Genomic DNA, 21027 nt, shown 5'->3' with positions numbered 1-21027 from the left:
CCTTAACCGCAATTTGCGCTTATGGGAGGCCTCACCATGAGTCTGTTTGATAAGAAAAACCTTGTTACTCAATCGGATGCGTTACCCGGACGTAACACGCCAATGCCCGTTGCCACGCTACATGCTGTTAACGAGCACTCCATGACAAACGTACCGGAAGGGATGGAGACCGCTTATTTCGCAATGGGTTGCTTCTGGGGCGTCGAACGTCTGTTCTGGCAACTGGCCGGGGTCTACAGCACGGCGGCAGGTTACATGGGCGGTTATACGCCGAACCCGACCTACCGCGAAGTGTGTACCGGACAGACGGGCCATGCCGAAGCGGTTCGCGTAGTGTATGACCCGTCGGTGATCAGTTATGAGCAGCTTCTGCATGTGTTCTGGGAAAATCACGATCCGGCCCAGGGAATGCGTCAGGGCAATGACCACGGCACGCAATACCGCTCCGCCATTTATCCGCTGACGCCCGAGCAGAGCGCCGCCGCCCACGCCAGCCTCGAACGCTTCCAGGCAGCAATGCGGGCCGCGAATGATGATCGTACTATCACGACGGAAATTGTTAACGCACCGCCGTTCTACTATGCCGAAGACGATCATCAGCAGTATCTGCATAAAAACCCCTATGGATATTGCGGCATTGGTGGCATTGGCGTTTGCCTGCCGCCGCAACTGGCCTGATATTCCTTTATTACCGGTTCAGCTTCCTGAACCGGTTTTCACGTAGCACCTGACCCGCTCACCCTGGAAATTCTCGTTTTAACTTTTCGCTATTCTTTCTCCACCGGCCACGCTATTTACTCGTCATTACTGCTTTAATTTCGCATGCCTGAACTGTATTACGAGATATGAGTATCCTGTTCATTTTATTGAGAAGTTTTTTTAACTTTTTCAATTTCTTAACTTAAGTAAAATCTGTCATATATAACAATATTTTTCATAAGCGTATTTCAGATAAATTTCCATTTAAGAGTGACACCACCTGTCGCAATATGCTCTTAGTATGTGTTACACACGTTGTAAGCGTGTTTTTTAGAAAGCGATGTGAATACCACCTGGAGGGAGATTTTATATGCCTTACTTAGCAGAAAGGATAACCACTCCACACGGTCAACTACTGGGCGTTAAAATCTACCCAAGAAAAACGCTTGTCCTGAACAGCCTCGAAAAAAAAAGAACTTATCTTTTTGATTTAATGAATGCCATTGGTAATAAAGCCGACTTTTTTAAAAAGCGTGATTTGTTCTGTCTGGTCTCCATCACCGATGAAGAGATCGCAATGCTATTAACGTTTGACTTAGTGTTACAGGCAACACTGGCGCGACTTCCCTTTGTGAAATTACAAATCAACCAAACATTTGAAACAGCCATACAAGATTTAGCAAAAAGTAAAAATGGTATCTGGCTGAGTCATGTGGGGAATAAAAACGCGCCCTTTACCCAGTATTGTGAAGCCATCATTTTGGATGAAACCTTTACAAACAACGAGCTAAGTAAAAGCACATTTCCATACCTTATCCAAAATTTAAAGCGTTATTGCGACAAAGTTATTATAAAAACAGACAGTAATATTAACCGCAGAGCACTTGAAGAGGCGGGTATTTGGGCCTGTTGCGGACTTTATGCGCCAATACCGTTCAGTAAGGTGCATCAGTTAATGTAACCCCTTGTTGCGAAACGCCCTGCCCATTTGCAGTGTCATTTATTACGAAATGAATATGAATTGATATTTTTATTTGGTTTTTTATACATAAACAGTGAAAAACTCCAATACATCTTCCGGTAAGGAATGACGTCTTACGACCACAAAAAAGTCGCCTTCATATAAAAGCGACAGCCAGAACCCTCATCGCTTAACAACATTTATTGCCCAACCGGCAATATACAAATGCGCTAACTATCAAAGAAATACCCTTTGATAGGTATATATATTGATATTAATTATCGATCAATAAATGATTGATTAATAACTTTTAACGATCAATATTAGATATATCTAGGCATTAACAAGGAAAGGATATGGACCGGGTTAGCGTAATACCCATTCACAGCCTGAATGGCACAATTGTTGGATTTTCAATGGACTGTAGCGATCATCCCCCGCACAGCCATCACCTGAAGTATTGTTCTGACTTCTCTATCGAAAATGGGCTTTTGTTTTATGTTAACAACCCCAGGAATCTTACAGATACTGCAGCACAGTTTCCACACCTGACATTAATGAAACAGGAAGATCCTGCGTTATTTGGGCTATGGCGGGAAAATGTCCGCCAGGCCGTGGTGATTAATCGAGACTTCTACCATAAACAGGTGCAGAAACCCACTTTCCCTGAACTGATTAAGAACATCCGAAAATCATATTCGGATCGCGTCATTATCGACGGCGTACAAAGTACGTGGGAATTTTCAGTACTACAGGATTGCGGCATCTGGGCGGTTCAGGGCTACATGTATCGTTCAGTACCCTTAAAGAAACTGGAGTGGTTGCTTTAATCGTTACATAAGAGAACACGAGCGTAATAACGAAGAGGTCACACCCACAAAATAGAAATTACAGGCAAGATCTTCGCGCGAGTAAAAGGAAGTAATAACGTGCCATGGGAATATATAGAAACCCTCTTATTACTCCTTTTGCTCTTTCATTGACGCATTGCTCCCCCCTGCGGATTAAGGCTACATCTGAAAAACGACTAAACATTGCGCCATTCGAGCAAGAAACGAACTCACAAATGAGAAAAGCTCCCATCTACATGTAACAAACTGCTTACACTGCTGGCAGGCTGTAACACGCTTACGCTATACTAGCCGTCGAAATTGTAGGTCCACCGCTTCGGACTCACTTTCAATGTGTTTACCACAAGGATTTTTCAACTTCCCTCCGAGGATCCCGCTTATAGCTGGATAAATTATGTTAAACAGCATCTTAGTCATACTCTGTCTGATAGTCGTAAGTGCATTCTTCTCGCTATCTGAGATTTCGCTTGCCGCTTCCAGAAAAATAAAACTGAAACTGCTTGCCGATGATGGCAACGTCAATGCGCAACGCATTTTAAAAATGCAGGAAAACCCCGGCACCTTTTTTACCGTGGTGCAAATCGGCCTGAATGCCGTTGCCATCCTGGGTGGTATCGTGGGTGATGCCGCTTTCTCCCCCGCGTTCTACAGCATCTTAGTCACCGTGGTGTCGCCAGAGCTGGCAGACCGTCTGAGCTTTATTATTTCGTTCTCGCTGGTAACGGGGATGTTTATCCTGTTCGCCGACCTGACCCCGAAACGCATCGGTATGATCGCGCCTGAAGTTGTGGCTTTGCGCATTATCAACCCGATGCGCTTCTGCCTGTTTCTCTTCCGCCCGCTGGTGTGGTTTTTTAACGGCATGGCTAACATTATTTTCCGCATCTTCAAACTGCCAATGGTGCGTAAAGACGACATCACGTCTGATGATGTCTATGCCATCTTCGAGGCTGGCGCGCTGGCCGGTGTGCTGCGTAAGCAAGAGCATGAGCTGATTGAGAATGTGTTTGAGCTGGAATCGCGCACGGTACCATCGTCAATGACATCGCGCGAAAACGTAGTGTGGTTTGATCTGCATGAAGATGAGCAAAGCTTAAAACGAAAAGTCGCTGAAAACCCACACTCCAAGTTCCTCGTATGTAATGAAGACATTGACCATATCGTTGGTTACGTCGATTCAAAAGACCTGCTTATTCGCGTACTGGCCAACCAAAGCCTGGTGCTGAGCAGCGGCGTGCAAATCCGCAACACGCTTATTGTGCCGGATACGCTAACGCTCTCCGAAGCGCTGGAAAGCTTTAAAACGGCAGGCGAAGACTTTGCGGTCATCATGAACGAGTATGCGTTGGTGGTGGGGATTATCACCCTCAACGACGTAATGACCACGCTGATGGGCGACCTGGTCGGTCAGGGGCTGGAAGAGCAAATCGTCGCGCGTGATGAAAACTCATGGCTGATTGACGGCGGCACGCCGATTGATGACGTGATGCGGGTGCTGGATATCGACGAGTTCCCTCAGTCCGGCAATTACGAGACCATTGGCGGCTTTATGATGTTCATGCTGCGCAAGATCCCGAAACGTACCGACTCGGTGAAGTACTCCGGCTATAAGTTCGAAGTCGTGGACATTGATAACTACCGTATCGACCAGTTGCTGGTCACGCGGATTGATAACAAGGCTACGGTATTAACGCCAAAGTTGCCGGATGCTGAAGAGAAAAGCGAATAAGCGCGACGGCAAATCACCTGCATAAAAGGCGGCATAATTTCCGCCTTTTTTCTTGCCTGTTATACAGAGGCGCCTCTCCCCTGAAAACATCAACGGCTCCCTGACGGAGCCGTTTTTGTTGTACTGCGATTACTGCATAGCGTAGTGGGTTGGTTAAGCCATCTCAGTTTGCAGACGCATAACCTGACGGTTGACTTCGGACATCACAGTAAAGTGCTGTTTGTCCTTCACTTTCGGGATAAGGATCTTGCCTTTATCAAACTCGAAAGCGCCAACGTCCTTGATGTACAACCGTCCACGGAACAGGATTTTCACGTACTTTGCCACCTGAAGTGGGTTGTAACGTTGGAAAATTTTCATTTTTGTATCTCCTGCTAAGTAATACGCCCTTGCGGTGCCACGCTTGGCCCAACAGTGATGAGCGCAAATTTTGGTGCTCAATGAGCATAGTTCAGAAACAATATGAGACCTAGTATGTATAAGTTTATTTACCTTTTGATTACAGTTATTCAGAATTTTCTTTTCAGCGCTTACGAACAGGCAGTATAAGTCGTCGTTTTTTCGCCGTTATGTGCGTTAACCCGCAAACTGGCATCCCGTTTGCGGGAAAAGCACATTGATCGCACTTATGATTAAAAGGTTGAGTTAAGTGGTCGGATCACCTGCAAACAATAAAAGGAAACACCATGACCTTACGTAACATCCTGGCAGCCACCTGCCTGCTACTGCCGCTCCTGGCGCAAGCCCACAATTTTGAAACCAGCCAACGAGTACCGCCTGTGGGCATCGCTGACAGAGGGGAATTGATTCTCAATAACGATAAGTTTAGCTACAAAAACTGGAACAGCGCGCAGCTTCCTGGCAAAGTGCGAGTGGTGCAACATATTGCCGGTCGGACCTCTGCCAAAGAGAAAAATGCCGCGCTGATTGAAGCGATCAAGGCCGCAAATTTACCTCACGATCGTTACCAGACGACGACCGTCATCAATACAGATGATGCTATCCCCGGCTCAGCAATGTTTGTGCGCAGCAGTATTGAGAGCAACAAAAAGCTCTATCCCTGGTCACAGTTTATTGTCGACAGTGATGGCGTAGCGCGAAAGGCCTGGCAACTGGATGAAGGCAGTTCAGCCATCGTTGTGCTGGATAAAGACGGACGGGTGCAATATGTCAAAGACGGTGGGCTGACACAGGCGGAAGTGCAGCAGGTCATCGCCCTGCTGCATAAGTTACTCGACAGTCAGTAAATCGACACCCGAAAGCCGGGGTTCAGGAAAGATTCACGCGGCGTGTAATCCAGGGTTTTTCCCTGCCAGTCGTGAACATGTGCCCCGGCTGCCACGGCTACCGCATGACCTGCCGCCGTATCCCAGACGCTGGTCGGCCCAAAACGCGGATACAGTTGAGCGTGTCCCTCTGCCACCAGGCAGAATTTCAGCGATGAACCAATCGCGGTCGTCTGATGTTCGCCCAACTGCGTTAAATACTCTTTCAGTTCGTCATCCGCGTGGGAACGGCTTACCACCACCAGCGGCGGACGCGCGTCACGCACTTTAATCTGCGTCCGCGTGCCGTTTTCCTCTTTCCACGCTTTACCTTCCGCCGCGCAATACATCACCTTAAGCACCGGGGCATAAACGACGCCAAGTACCGGTTTCCCGTTTTCAATCAGGGCGATATTCACCGTGAACTCGCCGTTACGCTTTATAAACTCTTTGGTGCCGTCCAGCGGATCGACCAGCCAGTAACGCTGCCAGTGCTGACGAACGCTCCAGGAGGGGGGATCTTCTTCCGACAGAACCGGAATATCCGGCGTCAGTGCCTGTAGCCCGCCAGCAATCACCGCATGCGCGGCAATATCGGCGGCCGTTACGGGGGAATCGTCGGATTTGCTGGTTACATCCATCGGCTTATGGCCGTCGTAGACCTGCATAATGGCATCGCCCGCTTCTCGCGCGAGCTGACAAATGGCTTCTAACATCATCCACCTCTTATCTATGGCAGTGGGGTTTTTACCCTCAATAATTCACATTGCGGGAAGGCGGCAAGTGAGTGAATCCCAATGCACTTACCTCAGCAAGTGATTCGGGTGAGTGAACGCTGCCAACGCTCATGCAACATGAAGTATGACGGGTATAACTCATTGTTTTACTTATATCGCATTCAGGTCGAATCTGCCAGGTGTGATAGTTGTTGCATTTATGTGGCAAATTTCATGGCAGAATTCACAATTCTGTAAGCAACAAAATGTACATATCATTTCTTTTGTGGCTCAGATCTAAAAAGGACACCTCTGATGATTAAGTTTAGCGCAACGCTCCTTGCCACGTTGATAGCAGCCAGCGTACAAGCGGCGACGGTGGATCTCCGGATTATGGAAACCACTGATTTGCATAGCAACATGATGGACTTTGATTACTATAAAGATTCTGCGACAGAAAAATTTGGCCTGGTGCGTACCGCCAGCCTGATCAATGCCGCCAGAAAAGAAGTCAAAAATAGCGTGCTGGTGGATAACGGCGACTTAATTCAGGGCAGCCCGCTCGGTGATTATATGGCAGCCAAAGGGCTGAAAAAGGGCGACATCCACCCTGTCTATAAGGCGCTGAATACGCTGGACTACGCCGTGGGCAACCTCGGCAATCACGAATTCAACTATGGCCTGGATTATCTGCACCGGGCGCTGGAAGGGGCAAAATTCCCCTACGTGAATGCCAACATTATCGATGTCAAAACCCAAAAGCCGCTGTTTACCCCGTATCTCATTAAAGAGACCGCCGTTACCGATACCGAAGGTAAAACGCATACTCTGAAGATTGGCTATATCGGCTTTGTCCCGCCACAAATCATGGTGTGGGATAAAGCCAACCTGAGCGGCAAAGTCACGGTTAATGACATCACCGAAACGGCGAAGAAATATGTGCCAGAGATGCGCGAAAAAGGGGCCGACCTGGTGGTACTGGTTGCCCACTCCGGTCTCTCTTCTGAACCTTATCAGGCGATGGCGGAAAACTCCGTCTACTACTTAAGCGAAGTCCCCGGCGTTGACGCTATTCTGTTTGGCCATGCCCATGCGGTCTTCCCGTCGAAAGATTTCGCCGCCATTAAAGGAGCGGATATCGCCAAAGGAACCTTAAATGGCGTGCCGTCAGTGATGCCAGGAATGTGGGGCGACCACCTCGGCGTGGTGGATCTGGTATTGAATAACGATGCCGGGAAGTGGCAGGTCGCTTCGTCAAAAGCCGAAGCGCGCCCGATTTATGATGCCGCCGCCAAAAAATCGTTGGCCGCAGAAGACAGCAAACTGGTGGAAATCCTGAAACACGACCACGATGCCACCCGTCAGTTCGTCGGCAAGCCTATCGGTAAATCCGCCGACAATATGTACAGCTTCCTCTCCCTTGTACAGGATGACCCAACCGTCCAGGTCGTTAACAACGCCCAGACCGCTTATGTGAAGCACTTTATTCAGGGCGATCCGGATCTGGCGAATCTGCCGGTCTTGTCTGCCGCCGCCCCGTTCAAAGCAGGCGGACGTAAAAACGATCCGGCCAGTTTTGTCGAGGTCGAAAAAGGGCAGCTCACCTTCCGTAACGCCGCCGATCTGTATCTCTACCCCAACACACTGGTGGTCGTGAAAGCGACGGGCAAAGAAGTAAAAGAGTGGCTGGAGTGCTCCGCCGGGCAGTTTAATCAGATCGATATCAACAGCACGAAGCCTCAGTCACTCATCAACTGGGAGACCTTCCGTACCTATAACTTCGATGTGATTGATGGGGTGAAATACCAGATTGATGTAACGCAGCCTGCGCGTTATGACGGCGAGTGCCAGAGCATCAACCCGCAGGCCGAGCGTATTAAAGATCTGACCTTTAACGGCAAACCGATCGATCCCAACCAGGTGTTCCTGGTGGCAACCAATAACTACCGCGCCTATGGCGGTAAGTTTGCGGGAACGGGTGACAGCCATATCGCCTTTGCCTCGCCGGATGAAAACCGCGCGGTGCTGGCAAAATGGATAACCGACGAATCGGCAAAAGCGGGAGAAATCCACCCGGCAGCGGATAACAACTGGCGCCTGGCGCCGATTCACAGTAATACGGCGCTGGATATCCGTTTCGAAACCTCACCTTCTGAGAAGGCGGCTGCGTTTATCAAAGAGAAAGCGCAGTACCCGATGAAGAAGGTCGGTACGGACGAGGTTGGCTTTGCGCTCTATCAGGTGGATTTAAGTAAGTAAGCGGTTGACACTTATCCCTCAGGGCTGAGGCCCCCCAGTAATATTACGTTTTACAGCGATAACATTGCTCAATGAGAATAAAACAGTCACCGCGATGACAGGGTCCGGCTGAAAATCGATGAGGCGTTGGCGGCTGACCGGGGCCGCCCGCAGGGAAGCGGGCGGAGGGGATAGCCTGCAAGGACGCAGGCTGGTCCCCGCCCCGAAAGTCAGACGACATAAGCATCATGGACCGCGCCAGCGGCGATTTTCCTGGCCGGGAGCCCGGGTCGCCAGGGTGGCGGCGGTGAGCCACCCTGGCACGTTCACGGGTTCTGTCGCGACAGAAAAGCAAGGAACATAAGGTGAACGGAATGACCATCTGAGCTGCATTTTCCCCTCACCCTAACCCTCTCCCCAAAGAGGAGAGGGAACCGATCGAGCCTGCTTTTCTCCCCTTACCTTGAGTGAGAGGGGATCAAAAACGTAAACCGGACAAGGCGTTCACGCCGCCATCCGGGTTCACTCAGGCGGCGCGGTCGTCTCGCGTCGCCAGCACCTGCGGCAAATTCAGCTCAATCCAGTCGGCCAGCGCGGCCACTTTCTCGCTCACCTGCTCACCCAGCGGCGTCAGGCTATACTCCACATGCGGCGGCACCACCGGATACGAAATGCGGTTAATAAAACCGTCCATTTCGAGCGCCTGCAGCGATTGCGCCAGCATCTTTTCGCTGACACCGCCCATTTTGCGGCGTAAATCGCTGAAACGGTGGGTGCCGTGGCGCAGCGCCACCAGAATCAATACGCCCCAGCGGCTGGTCACGTGTTTAAGCACCTCACGGGAGGGGCACTCCTCAGCAAACAGATTACCGTCGCGCATCCGCTCGCTCAGGGTGGGATTTATGCCTTCCATACTTACCTTTTTGTACGTACTTACTAAAAGTTAGTTAAGGTGATAGTGTGCCACAACACAAGACAAACACGAAGAGGAATCATCATGATCGCAATTACCGGCGCTACAGGCCAACTGGGCGCACTGGCTGTTGAAGAATTACTGAAAACCGTCAACGCGAGTGAGCTCGTCGCGATTGTACGTAACCCGGCAAAAGCTGACGCACTGGCTCAGAAAGGTGTCGTCGTTCGCCAGGCCGACTACGGCGACCAGGCAGCGCTAACGGCGGCACTGTCGGGCGTAGAAAAACTGCTGCTGGTCTCCTCCAGCGAAGTGGGCCAGCGCGCCGCTCAGCATCGTAATGTGATCAATGCTGCCAAAGCGGCGGGCGTGAAATTTATCGCCTATACCAGCCTGTTGCATGCGGATAAATCTCCGCTCGGTCTGCATGTTGAGCACGTTGAAACCGAAAAAATGTTGGCCGATTCCGACATTCCTTACGCCCTGCTGCGTAATGGCTGGTATACCGAAAATTACCTGGCCAGCGCCCCGGCTGCTCTGGCTCATGGCGTCTTCATCGGCGCTGCGGGAGACGGCAAAATCGCCTCGGCCACCCGCGCAGATTACGCCGCTGCCGCCGCACGCGTTATCAGCACAGAGGGCCATGCCGGGAAAGTCTACGAACTGGCCGGTGACAGCGCCTGGACACTCAGCGAACTGGCGGCTGAATTGAGCAAACAGAGCGGTAAACCGGTGGTGTATCAGAACCTGAGCGAAGCCGATTTTGCGGGTGCGTTAAAGGGTGTTGGTCTGCCAGATGTGTTCGCTAACCTGCTGGCTGACTCGGATATCGGTGCCTCGAAAGGAGGTCTGTTCGATGACAGCCATACCCTGAGCAAGCTGATTGGTCGCCCGACCACCCCGCTCGCGGAAAGCGTCAAAGGCATCCTGTAACTGTTACAGGCTGGTTAATTTTTGTAGCACGCCGCCGGGTCATCCTTAATAATGAGAAGATGACCTGAGCGGAGGCGAAAAGTGGAAGGCGTACCGGAACAATTCTTTGACGAGAGAGACAGCGCGCGTTTTCGCCACCTGGCGCAATTGCCAGGGGTGGAGTTGTACCATGCGCATATCTCCCGTTATGCCTTCGAACCCCACACCCACGAAGCCTTTGGTATTGGCGCAATCGAAGCGGGTGCCGAACGCTTTCGCTATCGCGGTACGCAGTACGTTGCGCCTGCCAATTCCGTTGTCACCATGAACCCCGACGAACTGCATACCGGTGAGGCTGAGACCGCGGATGGCTGGCGCTATCGCATGATCTACCTTGACCCCGCGTTGCTGGAAGAGGTGACCGGTATCCGCCACTGGTGGTTTAGCGATGCTACTCGCCACGATCCCCTGCGCACAGTCAAGATTTGCCGCCTGATTCATGGCCTGTGGCACACCGAGGATTCGCTGGCGCAAAAAGGGATGCTGCTGGACCTGATCGACACCTTCACACCGCTTGCACGTCACGCGCCGGTCAGTCAGGAAGGCGCTCATCGTTTTGAGCGGGTCCGTGAGTATCTGCATGATAATTTTATGCACCCCCTGACGCTGGATGAGCTGGCGCAGGTGGTCTCGTTGAGCCCGTACCATTTTCAGCGTCAGTTCAAAGCCCATTTTCACGTAACACCCCATCAAATGCTGATGGCGATTCGTCTGTGGCGGGCGAAAGATTTCCTGACCCACGGGATGCCCGCCGCCGAAGTAGCCGCTGCCACCGGGCTGACTGACCAGTCACACCTCACCCGCGCCTTTACGCGTCGTTATGGCATTACCCCCGTGCGCTACCAGAAGCAGGTCGTCCGGCGCTAATGCGCAATCTCATACAATATTTCGTTCCCCTCCTTTCCTACACTGTGACGGCAAACAGAAACGTCAGGTGGAAGTATGATTAGTGGTGTGTTGTATGCCCTGCTCGCGGGGATGTTGTGGGGGCTTATTTTTGTTGGGCCGTTAATTGTGCCGGATTACCCGGCGGCATTGCAGTCAACCGGTCGTTATCTGGCGTTGGGGATAATTGCCCTGCCGCTGGCGTGGCTGGGCCGCCAGCGTTTACGGCAGTTAACACAAAAAGACTGGCTCACCGCGCTGGCGCTGACCATGATGGGCAATCTCATCTATTACGTCTGTCTTGCCAGCGCCATTCAGCGCACCGGAGCACCGGTTTCAACGATGATCATTGGCACCCTGCCGGTTGTTATCCCGATATGTGCAAATCTGCTCTACAGCCAGCGTGACGGTAAACGCGCCTGGACCAGCCTCGCCCCGGCACTGCTCTGTATTGCGGCGGGACTGGTCTGCGTCAACATAGCCGAACTGCACGGCGGCCTGCCAGCGTTCTCCTGGTGGCGCTATGGCTCCGGCATTGCCCTTGCGCTGGTTTCCGTCGCCTGCTGGGCGTGGTATGCGCTGCGTAACGCCCGCTGGCTGCGGGAAAACCCGGACAAGAACCCGATGATGTGGGCAACCGCGCAGGCACTGGTGACGCTCCCCGTCTCTTTACTCGGTTATGCTGCTGCCTGTCTGTGGCTGAGCGTGCAACAGCCTGATTTTGCCCAACCCTTTGGCCCGCGCCCGGCGGTGTTTCTCGGTTTGATGTTCGCGATTGCTGTGCTCTGCTCCTGGGTCGGCGCTATGTGCTGGAATGTTGCCAGTCAGCGTTTACCCACGGTCATTGTCGGGCCACTGATTGTTTTTGAAACCCTGGCGGGCCTGCTTTATACCTTCATGCTACGTCAGCAAATGCCGCCGTGGCTCACCCTCTGTGGTATCGCCCTGTTGGTTTGCGGCGTGGTCATGGCCGTACGCGCGAAGCCAGAAAAGCCTCTGGTTCAGTCAGTTTCAGACCACGGTTAATCGTGGTCTTGTTTACCCTGCCCCGAAAGGGGTATATCATCGAATAAAAGATGCATTTAAGATGCATGTTATAATTTCTGATGAGGTAACTGCTATGGCTTTCCGTGACCAACCCTTGGGTGAACTGGCGCTATCCATTCCACGTGCGTCAGCGCTGTTTCGTAAATACGATATGGATTACTGCTGCGGCGGTAAGCAGACGCTGGAGCGCGCCGCGTCCCGCAAAGAACTGGATGTTGGCATCATTGAAACCGAACTGGCAAAGCTGGCAGAGCAGCCCATCGAGAAAGACTGGCGCGTCGCCGCCCTGAGCGAAATCATCGATCACATTATCGTGCGTTACCACGACCGCCACCGCGAACAACTGCCAGAGCTTATCCTGCAGGCGACCAAAGTAGAACGCGTGCATGCCGATAAACCCAACGTGCCAAAAGGGTTAACCAAATACCTGACCATGCTGCACGACGAGCTTTCCAGCCACATGATGAAAGAAGAGCGCATCCTGTTCCCGATGATTAAAGAGGGGATGGGCAGCCAGGCGATGGGGCCAATCAGCGTGATGGAAAGCGAGCATGATGATGCAGGCGAACTGCTGGAAGTGATCAAGCACATTACCAATGGCGTGACGCCGCCGCCGGAAGCCTGCACCACCTGGAAAGCAATGTATAACGGTATCAATGAATTGATCGACGACCTGATGGAACACATCAGTCTGGAAAACAACGTTCTGTTTCCGCGTGCCCTCGCTGGAGAATAAGCAAAGGCGCCCCTGAGAGCGCCTGATTCATGGAAGTCTTTAGAGCCGCCTGCGCGGCTCTTTTTTATTTTCCCGGATGCAAGGTCTACGAATACTAGCGCATACCTGCCAGGCGTTTTTTACCCACAATCAGCCAGCCCGCACCCAGCACAATAAACCAGATTGGGGTGACGATCAGCGCCTGACGAGTGTCCTCTTCCAGCGTCAGCAACACCAGTACGAACACAAAGAACGCCATGCATACCCAGCACATCACTTTGCCAAGCGGCATTTTGTAGATGGACGCTTCATGCAGTTGCGGACGCTGTTTACGGTAGACGAGGTAAGAGCAGAGGATAATCGTCCAGACAAACATAAACAGGATGGCCGAAACGGTGGTAATCATGGTGAACGCCGCAATCGCACTTGGGTTCACGTACAGCATCACCACACCGCCCAGCAGGCAGATACAAGAGAAGGTCAGCCCTTTCGCCGGTACCGCGCGTTTAGAGAGCTTACCGAACGCTTTTGGCGCCACGCCATCTTGTGCCAGGCCGAACAGCATACGGCTGGTGGAGAACACGCCGCTGTTCGCGGAAGACGCAGCAGACGTCAGCACCACAAAGTTGATAATGCTCGCTGCGGCAGGCAGGCCCACCAGAACAAACAGTTCAACAAACGGGCTCTTATCCGGCACCACGGAACTCCATGGGGTCACGGACATAATCACAATCAACGCAAACACATAGAACATGATGATGCGGATCGGAATGGAGTTAATCGCGCGCGGCAGCGACTTTTCCGGGTCTTTGGTTTCTGCCGCTGTCGTTCCGACCAGCTCAATCCCCACAAAGGCAAAGACCGCGATCTGGAAACCGGCAAAGAAGCCGCTGATGCCTTTCGGGAACCAGCCGCCGTCATTCCACAAATGCGCTACAGAGGCTTCGACCCCGGTCGGCGATTTGAAACTGGTCAGCACCATCACCAGACCAACAACAATCAGCGCCACAATGGCGACGATTTTGATCATCGCGAACCAGAACTCCATCTCGCCGAACATTTTTACGGTGGCAAGGTTCAGGCTCAGCAGCACCAGGACAATGGTCAACGCCACTATCCAGTCGGATAATCCAGGGAACCAGAATTGTGCGTAAGCGGTGATCGCCACCACATCGGCCATCCCGGTGACTACCCAGCAGAACCAGTATGTCCAGCCGGTAAAATACCCCGCCCACGGTCCGAGCAGGTCGGCGGCGAAGTCGCTAAAAGATTTGTACTCAAGGTTCGACAGCAGCAACTCACCCATCGCACGCATGACGAAAAACAGCATGAACCCGATGATCATATAGACAAAAATGATCGACGGTCCTGCAAGGCTGATGGTTTTCCCGGAGCCCATAAACAGCCCGGTACCGATGGCACCACCGATAGCGATTAGCTGAATATGACGGTTTGTAAGATTGCGCCGTAGCGATTGTTCAGTCGAAGCCTCTTCGTCAGCCGCGACTTTTGCCTGATCTACCATGTTTATATCCTGTCTGTGTTGTTGAGGCTCTTCTGGCCTTTAATTGCATACTTCGCCCATTCGCGGACGCAACGATATTAGGTAAGAATTGGTAGGATGAATACTCTGAATTAAAAGAGATGTTAAATATTTGTTTAAAGTGAGCAGCATATCACTCAAATTAGGGGATGGAGTTCACAAAAATACACCGCAATGCGCGCATAGCAAGATAAAGTATCGAAACTAATTCATTTAATGAATGATTCACGCAACATCGTCTTCCTCCCCCCTGACGAGGAGAGGAAAACATCGGGAAGATTACAGGATTTCCAGTAATTCCACTTCAAATACCAGGGTGCTGAATGGCGGGATGGACGCGCCCGCACCACGCTCGCCGTAGGCCAGTTCGTGCGGAATCGTCAGTTCCCATTTGGAGCCAACCGGCATCAGCGTCAGCGCTTCGATCCAGCCGCCAATCACGCCGTTTACCGGGAATTCAGCCGGTTCGCCACGCGCGACGGAGCTGTCGAACACGGTACCGTCGATCAGTTTACCGGTGTAGTGAACGCGAACACGGTCAGTACGCGCCGGGATAGCGCCTTCGCCCTGAGTGATAACGCGGAACTGCAGACCAGATTCCGTGCTGTTCACACCCTCTTTCTCGCGGTTTTCGTCCAGATATTTCACGCCTTCTGCCGCCATCTCTTCAAAGCGCGCACGACGCACTGCGTCCGCACGTTCGTGGATTTCACGCAGCGCACGATGAACAACATCCACCGGCACCGCCGGTTGTTTACCTGCCAGCGCGTCAGCAATACCGGCGACCAGCGCTTCCGGCAACAGCCCCTGTAAGCCGGAGTCGCTAAGCTGCTGTCCTACCTGCAAACCAATGCCATAGCTGGCCTGCGCTTCGATCGTGTCAAACGTTGGGGTTGTCATGGGTTTTCCTTTCATCACTTTTTAAGGTAGCGCGCAGCATAACAGCCACGCCGCAGCGGGTAAAACTTTGTCGTAGTAAAGATGACAAATCGCAGAGAAACAGAAACAATACTCCCGGTAAGATAATTCTCATTATGATGTCACGAGACAATGCATCACACAGCCAATCAGGTAGTTAGCCATCTATACTCAACGAGACAGGATAAATAATGACGCGGAGCAGGAGGAAAGCCATGCCCGGGCGATTTGAACTGAAACCTACCCTGGCGAAAATCTGGCACGCCCCGGATCATTTTCGCATTCTGGACCCGCTTCCGCCGATGCACCGTCGTGGGCTGATCCTTGCGGCGTTGTTGGTTATTATCGGTTTCCTGCTGCCCACCCCGAAAGAGACGGTGATGCCTCCCGCCTCTGTCGGGCACGAAGCACAACTGAATATTCAGTCACAATCCCAGCCGCAGACACAATCGCAGCCTTCACAACCGCTGGTGACGTCACAGCCGGTGCAAAACCAACAACCTGCTCCTGTCCTTAACGAGGAACCGCAGGCCGTACAGGAGCCGATACAACAGGAGCGTCCGGTCGCCGAACACTCTGCCCCTGCTGCCTCTTCCGCTGGCGGTATTGAGCAGCAGTGGCGCACCTACCGTGTCGAACAGGGCAAAACGCTGGCCCAGGTTTTCCGTGACCACAATTTGCCGCCAACCGATGTCTATGCCATGGCAAAAGTAGAAGGTGAAGGCAAACCGCTCAGCACCCTGCAAAGCGGCCAGATGGTGAAAATTCGTCAGAACGCGAATGGCGTAGTAACCGGGTTGACGATTGAAAATGGCAGCGGCCAGTCTGTCTTGTTCACTCGCCAGCAGGACGGTAGTTTTATCCGGGCACGATAAGCCTCCTGGCCGGGTGAGCGATAACGCTACCCGGCCAGAAGTTAATCGGCTTTTCGGGAGACCTTGTTCACCCACCAGATGCCGGAGCACACCAGCACCAGCGCAATCGCGTATTTGAGTTCGAGAATATTCTCGCCCAGAAAAATAGCCGACAGTAACGCACCTGAGACCGGGATTAAGAAGTTAAACGGCGCAATCATCCCCACCCGATTGTACTTGAGCAGAATGCTCCACAGCGCAAACGCAACCGAGGAGAGCAGCGTCAGATAGCCAAGAATCGCCACCGAGGAAGGGCCATGCACGGTAAGCTCGCCGCCAAAAACATACCCGCCGACCGCGAGCACGACGCCACCAAACCCCAGTTGATAACCCGTCATTACCAACGGATCGACCGTTTGCGAGATCCGCTTACCATATAGCGTCGATGCCGAGAGGATAAACGCCGCCAGGACCACAAAGCCATCCCCCATCAAGCTAAAGCTGAACTCCATCAGGCCATTGTTGAGGTTAACCACCATGACACCAGCAAACCCCAGTACGCAGCCAAGGGTTTTGTTATAGCTCAGTTTGTCATTCTGGTAGATAAAGTGGGCCAGCAGCACGCTAAAGAAGGTGCCTGTCGCATTCATAATTGAACCTTTTACCCCAGTGGTGAAGGCCAGACCAATATAGAAGAAGACGTACTGGAGTGAGGTTTGCGTGACCCCGAGCAGTGCCAGTTGGCCACACTGATGGAAAGAGAGGCGAGCCAGCGGGCGGCGCTGCGCCAGCGCAAGCAGTAATAACAGAAGCCCTGCGAAGAAGAAGCGATAGCCAGCAAAGACGATTTTCGAAGGGATATCATCCACATCAATCTGGAAAATCTCATAACCGCTTTTAATCGCCGGGTAGGCGCTTCCCCATAATAAACAACAGAATGCTGCTCCTGCATACGCCGCATTTTTACGGGCAAAGAGCGGCGACTGGTGTATCGTTTCCATACATTCACCAATTTAAAATAACGTTTTATTTTTTAATTATTGCGGAATAGCCAGGAAATGGAAACAGATATGCGAAAACAGAGATCAGGTTGCGAGCTCGAAGGCATAAAAAGGAAAAACCAGAGGGATAAAAAGCAAAACGCCGGCACAAGGCCAGCGTTTTTACGCAACGTCAGAAGCTAATTACTCAGCAACAACGTTAACGATCAGTTTAGCGAATACTTCGCTGTGAACCTGGAAGTCCACTTCGTGCTCACCAGTGGTACGCAGAACGCCGTTCGGCAGACGAACTTCGCTCTTAGCCACTTCAACGCCAGCTGCAGTTACAGCGTCAGCGATGTCGCGGGTACCGATGGAACCGAACAGTTTACCTTCGTCGCCAGATTTGGAAGCGATGGTTACAGTGCCCAGTGCGTTGATTGCTTCAGCGCGAGCGTTAGCAGCCGCCAGAACGTCAGCCAGTTTGGCTTCCAGTTCAGCGCGACGAGCTTCGAAAAACTCAACGTTTTTCTTGGTAGCCGGAACAGCTTTACCCTGTGGAACCAGGAAGTTACGAGCGTAGCCCGCTTTAACGTTTACCTGATCACCCAGGCTGCCCAGGTTTGCTACTTTATCAAGCAGAATAACTTGCATTACCTTATCCTCTTAAAGTCGTATTAATGGACCGTGCCCGATTACTGATGACGATCAGTGTACGGCAGCAGAGACAGGTAGCGAGCGCGTTTGATAGCGCGAGCCAGCTGACGCTGGTATTTTGCACGAGTACCGGTGATACGGCTTGGGACAATCTTACCGCTTTCGGTGATGTAGTTTTTCAGCGTAGCGATATCTTTATAGTCGATCTCTTGAACGCCTTCCGCGGTGAAACGGCAGAACTTGCGACGACGGAAATAACGTGCCATATGGCTAGTCTCCAGAATCTATCAATTCAATCTGCTCGGCATGCAGAACCATTTTAGTCAGACCGTTCTTTGCCTTGTGGCAAGAGATGAACCCCTGAACGGTTACTGCGCTACCGACCGTTATACTGTGAGTAATGGCCTGGTTTTCGTGTCCGCTAATGATAACGGGCATTTGGCACCACGCCTGCCGGTGAAACCCGGCTTCCTCCTGCACAGAACGGTGCTCAAGCACGAACTGGCAGTGAGGAATTCCTGATGGGCTGACCTTTCGAAGGGGGGTCCTGCACACGGTGCCGGACAACACCAGACGGTTGGTCATCAGAAATTACTCTTCAGAATCCCCAGCATCTGCATCATCTGCGGTTTCGTTTGCGAAATCATCGCGACGCTCACGGCGCTCGTCTTTCGCTTTAACCATCGGAGATGCTTCGGTAACAGCGTGTTTAGTACGCATTACCATGCTACGGATAACGGCATCGTTGAAGCGGAAGTTTGTTTCCAGCTCATCGATAACTTCCTGCGGAGCTTCAACGTTCAGCAGAACGTAGTGTGCTTTGTGCAGTTTGTTGATCGGGTAAGCCAGCTGACGGCGGCCCCAGTCTTCCAGACGGTGGATCGTACCTTCTGCTGCAGTGATTGCACCAGTGTAACGTTCGATCATGCCCGGAACCTGTTCGCTCTGGTCAGGATGGACCATAAAAACGATTTCGTAATGACGCATCGAATTGCTCCTTACGGATTATTCAGCCTCCTGTCTGGGTCAGCCGCGGCCCATGGAGGCAAGGAACGTGATTAAAGGGCGGCTGAAAAATTGACGCGTCATAATACTTATCTCGCCCCCCAAACTCAAGCTGATTGCACAAATAATTCGCACTAAGCGCAAAGCCGCTTCACAGAGTGGGATTAAAATTAGACAAAACGGATACGGCAATTTTTTGAACGACAGCATCAGAAATGGTCGCGATACGTTTTGGCAGGAAAGCGTAGACTTTAAATACACCCCAATGACACGGGAGGAAAGATGTTCTGACGGTCACAACATAAGCAGTAATGGAGCACAATATTATGAAAAACATCGCAATCTTACTCACAGCGCTACTCCTTAGCGCCAATGCGGCAGCAGCCATCAAAATTGACGGGCGGCAAGCCAAAAACATGGATGATGTGCAGAGCTTAGGCGTTATTTACATTAATCATAACATCGCCACTGAAAGCGAAGCGGATCAAGCACTCAAAGTCGAAACTGACGCGAAGGGTGCGAAATATTATCACCCGGTCTTACTTCGGGAGCCGGGCAGCAATGGCCTTATTCATGCCAGCGCTGACATTTATCGCTAGTACGCACAGCCCAAATTACCCTTGCCATTATTTTATGCCCTCTCCCATGAGGGCTTTTTTTGCTCATCGTTAAATGATAACTATTTGCACTTTATGCTTATCAAAACGCCAGACCACTGATTTAATAGCATCTTAATAACCTGATTATCCGGAGTGATATCGTGTTTGTGCGTTTTGCAACCCTGGGCCGTATCCCGCAAGGCGTTTGGGTGCTCGGCGGAGTAAGTCTGTTAATGGATGTCTCGTCCGAGATGATCCACAGCCTGTTACCTCTCTTTATGGCGACCACATTAGGTGCCAGCGTCATTGTCATTGGCCTGATCGAAGGGATGGCAGAGGCAACTGCGCTTATCATTAAAGTATTTTCCGGCGTACTCAGCGACTATCTGGGTAAACGCAAAGGACTGGCTCTGTTGGGATATGGCATGGGTGCTCTCAGCAAACCGCTGTTTGCCCTGGCTTCCTCCTCCGGTCTGGTATTCGGCGCGCGAATGATTGACCGCGTTGGCAAAGGGATCCGTGGGGCACCTCGCGACGCGCTGGTTGCCGATGTGACGCCCTCCGACATTCGCGGTGCCGCATTTGGCCTGCGCCAGTCGCTGGACACAATCGGTGCTTTCCTTGGTCCGCTGCTGGCCGTGGCGCTGATGTTTCTGTGGGACAATGATTTCCAGTCCATCTTCTGGGTGGCAGTGATCCCTGGCACACTGGCTATCGCTCTGCTCTATTTCGGGCTTGATGAACCCAAAACGCCGATTACCAACAAGCGCACCAACCCGCTCACCCGTGAGAACCTGAAAAAACTCAGCAGCGCTTACTGGTGGGTCGTTGGACTGGGCAGCGTCTTTACCCTCGCCCGTTTTAGTGAAGCCTTTCTGGTACTACGCGCACAGCAGATGGATATTCCACTGTTCGCCATTCCGCTGGTAATGGTCGCAATGAACCTGGTGTACGGCCTGACGGCCTACCCCTTTGGTAAACTGTCCGACGGCATGAGCCACAGTAAAATGCTGCAGGCAGGCCTGCTGGTGCTGATTGCCGCCGATCTGGTACTGGCGTTAAGCCACCACTGGAGCACGTTACTGCTCGGCGTTGCCCTGTGGGGTATCCATATGGGAATGACCCAGGGCCTGCTGGCGGCCATGATCGCCCATACCGCACCAGCAGAACTGCGTGGCACCGCGTTTGGCATGTTTAACCTCATGAGCGGTATCGCCCTGCTGTTGGCCAGCGCCGGGGCCGGTATTTTGTGGGAAAGTCTGGGCGCAGCATCAACATTTTATGCCGGTGCCGTGATCTGCCTGATTACGTTAGCGGGGATGCGCTGCATACCGTCAGCCTATCGTCAGGCATAAAAAGGCTCCGGAATCAGACCAGTAACATCCCGAAGGCGTACATATTCCGGAGCATAATTTTCTGGTAGTCCGGGCGAAGCGTAGCTGATGCCGGGGAAACTCCTGCGGCGCTTCGCCTGGCCGGA

The 21027-nt window shown here is 52.1% G+C and carries 23 protein-coding genes; 13 read left to right on the top strand and 10 right to left on the bottom strand.

What is annotated here, in order from left to right:
• Window positions 1-36 precede the first annotated feature (36 nt).
• The 4 genes from msrA to ABU190_RS18945 all read left to right on the top strand — a co-directional run bounded on the left by msrA (window position 37) and on the right by ABU190_RS18945 (window position 4240).
• Entirely contained in the window at window positions 37-678 is a 642-nt protein-coding gene (gene msrA, locus ABU190_RS18960; RefSeq protein ID WP_354692137.1) for a peptide-methionine (S)-S-oxide reductase MsrA, read from the top strand.
• 391 nt (window positions 679-1069) lie between these two features.
• Window positions 1070-1660: a hypothetical protein gene (locus ABU190_RS18955; protein WP_354692136.1), complete on the top strand. Its 591-nt coding sequence runs from the start codon at window positions 1070-1072 to the stop codon at window positions 1658-1660.
• A gap of 356 nt (window positions 1661-2016) precedes the next feature.
• Complete coding sequence (locus ABU190_RS18950) at window positions 2017-2490, top strand: hypothetical protein (RefSeq protein ID WP_354692135.1); 474 nt, start codon at window positions 2017-2019, stop codon at window positions 2488-2490.
• A 415-nt stretch (window positions 2491-2905) separates the two neighbouring features.
• Window positions 2906-4240 (top strand): hemolysin family protein, encoded by a 1335-nt coding sequence (locus ABU190_RS18945; RefSeq protein WP_039077772.1) that lies wholly within the window; start codon window positions 2906-2908, stop codon window positions 4238-4240.
• A 153-nt stretch (window positions 4241-4393) separates the two neighbouring features.
• On the opposite strand, the gene ABU190_RS18940 is transcribed toward ABU190_RS18945, so the two are convergent.
• A complete protein-coding gene (locus tag ABU190_RS18940) occupies window positions 4394-4600 on the bottom strand; it encodes a DUF1107 domain-containing protein (protein WP_039077773.1) in 207 nt (68 codons plus the stop codon).
• 326 nt (window positions 4601-4926) lie between these two features.
• Here ABU190_RS18940 and ABU190_RS18935 point away from each other — a divergent pair, with 326 nt between their 5' ends.
• Window positions 4927-5487 (top strand): YtfJ family protein, encoded by a 561-nt coding sequence (locus tag ABU190_RS18935; protein ID WP_354692134.1) that lies wholly within the window; start codon window positions 4927-4929, stop codon window positions 5485-5487.
• Here the strand turns inward: ABU190_RS18935 and cysQ are convergent.
• The gene (gene cysQ / locus ABU190_RS18930) at window positions 5481-6221 is read right to left on the bottom strand and encodes a 3'(2'),5'-bisphosphate nucleotidase CysQ (protein ID WP_271848870.1); all 741 of its coding nucleotides are present in this window, start codon (window positions 6219-6221) and stop codon (window positions 5481-5483) included. The genes ABU190_RS18935 and cysQ overlap by 7 nt on opposite strands.
• Window positions 6222-6536: 315 nt before the next feature.
• On the opposite strand from cysQ, the gene ABU190_RS18925 reads away from it, so the two are divergent.
• Complete coding sequence (locus tag ABU190_RS18925; RefSeq protein ID WP_354692133.1) at window positions 6537-8480, top strand: bifunctional 2',3'-cyclic-nucleotide 2'-phosphodiesterase/3'-nucleotidase; 1944 nt, start codon at window positions 6537-6539, stop codon at window positions 8478-8480.
• Between the two features lie 505 nt (window positions 8481-8985).
• Here the strand turns inward: ABU190_RS18925 and ABU190_RS18920 are convergent.
• On the bottom strand, window positions 8986-9372 hold the full coding sequence (locus ABU190_RS18920; RefSeq protein ID WP_039077777.1) for a winged helix-turn-helix transcriptional regulator: 387 nt from the start codon (window positions 9370-9372) through the stop codon (window positions 8986-8988).
• Window positions 9373-9456: 84 nt separating this feature from the next.
• Here ABU190_RS18920 and ABU190_RS18915 point away from each other — a divergent pair, with 84 nt between their 5' ends.
• The 4 genes from ABU190_RS18915 (at window position 9457) to ytfE (ending at window position 13012) form a co-directional block, all read left to right on the top strand.
• Window positions 9457-10305: an SDR family oxidoreductase gene (locus tag ABU190_RS18915; protein WP_354692132.1), complete on the top strand. Its 849-nt coding sequence runs from the start codon at window positions 9457-9459 to the stop codon at window positions 10303-10305.
• Window positions 10306-10386: 81 nt separating this feature from the next.
• Window positions 10387-11211 (top strand): AraC family transcriptional regulator, encoded by an 825-nt coding sequence (locus ABU190_RS18910; RefSeq protein WP_354692131.1) that lies wholly within the window; start codon window positions 10387-10389, stop codon window positions 11209-11211.
• Between the two features lie 75 nt (window positions 11212-11286).
• Window positions 11287-12255 carry a DMT family transporter gene (locus tag ABU190_RS18905; protein WP_354692130.1) on the top strand — a complete coding sequence of 323 codons (969 nt, stop codon included), beginning with the start codon at window positions 11287-11289 and terminating at the stop codon, window positions 12253-12255.
• A 94-nt stretch (window positions 12256-12349) separates the two neighbouring features.
• Entirely contained in the window at window positions 12350-13012 is a 663-nt protein-coding gene (gene ytfE, locus ABU190_RS18900) for an iron-sulfur cluster repair protein YtfE (protein WP_071193486.1), read from the top strand.
• Window positions 13013-13106: 94 nt separating this feature from the next.
• Here the strand turns inward: ytfE and cycA are convergent, their stop codons facing one another.
• Window positions 13107-14516, bottom strand: a complete 1410-nt coding sequence (gene cycA / locus ABU190_RS18895; RefSeq protein WP_079497704.1) for a D-serine/D-alanine/glycine transporter — start codon at window positions 14514-14516, stop codon at window positions 13107-13109.
• A gap of 297 nt (window positions 14517-14813) precedes the next feature.
• A complete protein-coding gene (gene fklB / locus ABU190_RS18890; protein ID WP_039077783.1) occupies window positions 14814-15434 on the bottom strand; it encodes an FKBP-type peptidyl-prolyl cis-trans isomerase in 621 nt (206 codons plus the stop codon).
• 233 nt (window positions 15435-15667) lie between these two features.
• Between fklB and ABU190_RS18885 the strand changes: the two genes are divergently transcribed.
• Window positions 15668-16327 carry a LysM-like peptidoglycan-binding domain-containing protein gene (locus tag ABU190_RS18885; protein ID WP_354692129.1) on the top strand — a complete coding sequence of 220 codons (660 nt, stop codon included), beginning with the start codon at window positions 15668-15670 and terminating at the stop codon, window positions 16325-16327.
• A gap of 41 nt (window positions 16328-16368) precedes the next feature.
• On the opposite strand, the gene ABU190_RS18880 is transcribed toward ABU190_RS18885, so the two are convergent.
• The 5 genes from ABU190_RS18880 to rpsF form a co-directional block, all read right to left on the bottom strand.
• Window positions 16369-17307, bottom strand: a complete 939-nt coding sequence (locus ABU190_RS18880; RefSeq protein ID WP_039077785.1) for a DMT family transporter — start codon at window positions 17305-17307, stop codon at window positions 16369-16371.
• A gap of 183 nt (window positions 17308-17490) precedes the next feature.
• The gene (rplI, locus tag ABU190_RS18875) at window positions 17491-17940 is read right to left on the bottom strand and encodes a 50S ribosomal protein L9 (RefSeq protein ID WP_039077786.1); all 450 of its coding nucleotides are present in this window, start codon (window positions 17938-17940) and stop codon (window positions 17491-17493) included.
• A gap of 41 nt (window positions 17941-17981) precedes the next feature.
• Window positions 17982-18209 (bottom strand): 30S ribosomal protein S18, encoded by a 228-nt coding sequence (gene rpsR, locus ABU190_RS18870; protein WP_000135199.1) that lies wholly within the window; start codon window positions 18207-18209, stop codon window positions 17982-17984.
• A 4-nt stretch (window positions 18210-18213) separates the two neighbouring features.
• Window positions 18214-18528: a primosomal replication protein N gene (priB, locus tag ABU190_RS18865; protein WP_039077787.1), complete on the bottom strand. Its 315-nt coding sequence runs from the start codon at window positions 18526-18528 to the stop codon at window positions 18214-18216.
• A gap of 6 nt (window positions 18529-18534) precedes the next feature.
• Window positions 18535-18930, bottom strand: coding sequence for a 30S ribosomal protein S6 (gene rpsF, locus ABU190_RS18860; protein ID WP_006686337.1), 396 nt, complete (start codon window positions 18928-18930; stop codon window positions 18535-18537).
• A 344-nt stretch (window positions 18931-19274) separates the two neighbouring features.
• On the opposite strand from rpsF, the gene yjfY reads away from it, so the two are divergent.
• Window positions 19275-19547, top strand: coding sequence for a DUF1471 family protein YjfY (gene yjfY, locus ABU190_RS18855; RefSeq protein WP_039077825.1), 273 nt, complete (start codon window positions 19275-19277; stop codon window positions 19545-19547).
• A 161-nt stretch (window positions 19548-19708) separates the two neighbouring features.
• A complete protein-coding gene (locus ABU190_RS18850) occupies window positions 19709-20902 on the top strand; it encodes an MFS transporter (RefSeq protein ID WP_354692128.1) in 1194 nt (397 codons plus the stop codon).
• Window positions 20903-21027: the final 125 nt, after the last annotated feature.

The sequence above is a fragment of the Phytobacter sp. RSE-02 genome (assembly GCF_040578655.1).
Classification (GTDB): Bacteria; Pseudomonadota; Gammaproteobacteria; order Enterobacterales; family Enterobacteriaceae; genus Phytobacter; species Phytobacter diazotrophicus.
The sequence above is the reverse complement of the archived record's forward strand: the minus strand, read 5'-3'. Positions and strand labels throughout refer to the sequence as shown.

What these genes read in the sequence shown, in the direction of transcription:
- rpsR (WP_000135199.1), bottom strand. Translation starts at nt 18,209, where the DNA reads ATGGCACGTTATTTCCGTCGTCGCAAGTTCTGCCGTTTCACCGCGGAA.
- ABU190_RS18950 (WP_354692135.1), top strand. Translation starts at nt 2,017, where the DNA reads ATGGACCGGGTTAGCGTAATACCCATTCACAGCCTGAATGGCACAATT.
- msrA (WP_354692137.1), top strand. Translation starts at nt 37, where the DNA reads ATGAGTCTGTTTGATAAGAAAAACCTTGTTACTCAATCGGATGCGTTA.
- ytfE (WP_071193486.1), top strand. Translation starts at nt 12,350, where the DNA reads ATGGCTTTCCGTGACCAACCCTTGGGTGAACTGGCGCTATCCATTCCA.
- yjfY (WP_039077825.1), top strand. Translation starts at nt 19,275, where the DNA reads ATGAAAAACATCGCAATCTTACTCACAGCGCTACTCCTTAGCGCCAAT.
- ABU190_RS18940 (WP_039077773.1), bottom strand. Translation starts at nt 4,600, where the DNA reads ATGAAAATTTTCCAACGTTACAACCCACTTCAGGTGGCAAAGTACGTG.
- ABU190_RS18920 (WP_039077777.1), bottom strand. Translation starts at nt 9,372, where the DNA reads ATGGAAGGCATAAATCCCACCCTGAGCGAGCGGATGCGCGACGGTAAT.
- ABU190_RS18915 (WP_354692132.1), top strand. Translation starts at nt 9,457, where the DNA reads ATGATCGCAATTACCGGCGCTACAGGCCAACTGGGCGCACTGGCTGTT.
- rpsF (WP_006686337.1), bottom strand. Translation starts at nt 18,930, where the DNA reads ATGCGTCATTACGAAATCGTTTTTATGGTCCATCCTGACCAGAGCGAA.
- fklB (WP_039077783.1), bottom strand. Translation starts at nt 15,434, where the DNA reads ATGACAACCCCAACGTTTGACACGATCGAAGCGCAGGCCAGCTATGGC.
- priB (WP_039077787.1), bottom strand. Translation starts at nt 18,528, where the DNA reads ATGACCAACCGTCTGGTGTTGTCCGGCACCGTGTGCAGGACCCCCCTT.
- cycA (WP_079497704.1), bottom strand. Translation starts at nt 14,516, where the DNA reads ATGGTAGATCAGGCAAAAGTCGCGGCTGACGAAGAGGCTTCGACTGAA.
- ABU190_RS18905 (WP_354692130.1), top strand. Translation starts at nt 11,287, where the DNA reads ATGATTAGTGGTGTGTTGTATGCCCTGCTCGCGGGGATGTTGTGGGGG.
- ABU190_RS18935 (WP_354692134.1), top strand. Translation starts at nt 4,927, where the DNA reads ATGACCTTACGTAACATCCTGGCAGCCACCTGCCTGCTACTGCCGCTC.
- ABU190_RS18880 (WP_039077785.1), bottom strand. Translation starts at nt 17,307, where the DNA reads ATGGAAACGATACACCAGTCGCCGCTCTTTGCCCGTAAAAATGCGGCG.
- ABU190_RS18925 (WP_354692133.1), top strand. Translation starts at nt 6,537, where the DNA reads ATGATTAAGTTTAGCGCAACGCTCCTTGCCACGTTGATAGCAGCCAGC.
- ABU190_RS18955 (WP_354692136.1), top strand. Translation starts at nt 1,070, where the DNA reads ATGCCTTACTTAGCAGAAAGGATAACCACTCCACACGGTCAACTACTG.
- ABU190_RS18885 (WP_354692129.1), top strand. Translation starts at nt 15,668, where the DNA reads ATGCCCGGGCGATTTGAACTGAAACCTACCCTGGCGAAAATCTGGCAC.
- rplI (WP_039077786.1), bottom strand. Translation starts at nt 17,940, where the DNA reads ATGCAAGTTATTCTGCTTGATAAAGTAGCAAACCTGGGCAGCCTGGGT.
- ABU190_RS18945 (WP_039077772.1), top strand. Translation starts at nt 2,906, where the DNA reads ATGTTAAACAGCATCTTAGTCATACTCTGTCTGATAGTCGTAAGTGCA.
- cysQ (WP_271848870.1), bottom strand. Translation starts at nt 6,221, where the DNA reads ATGTTAGAAGCCATTTGTCAGCTCGCGCGAGAAGCGGGCGATGCCATT.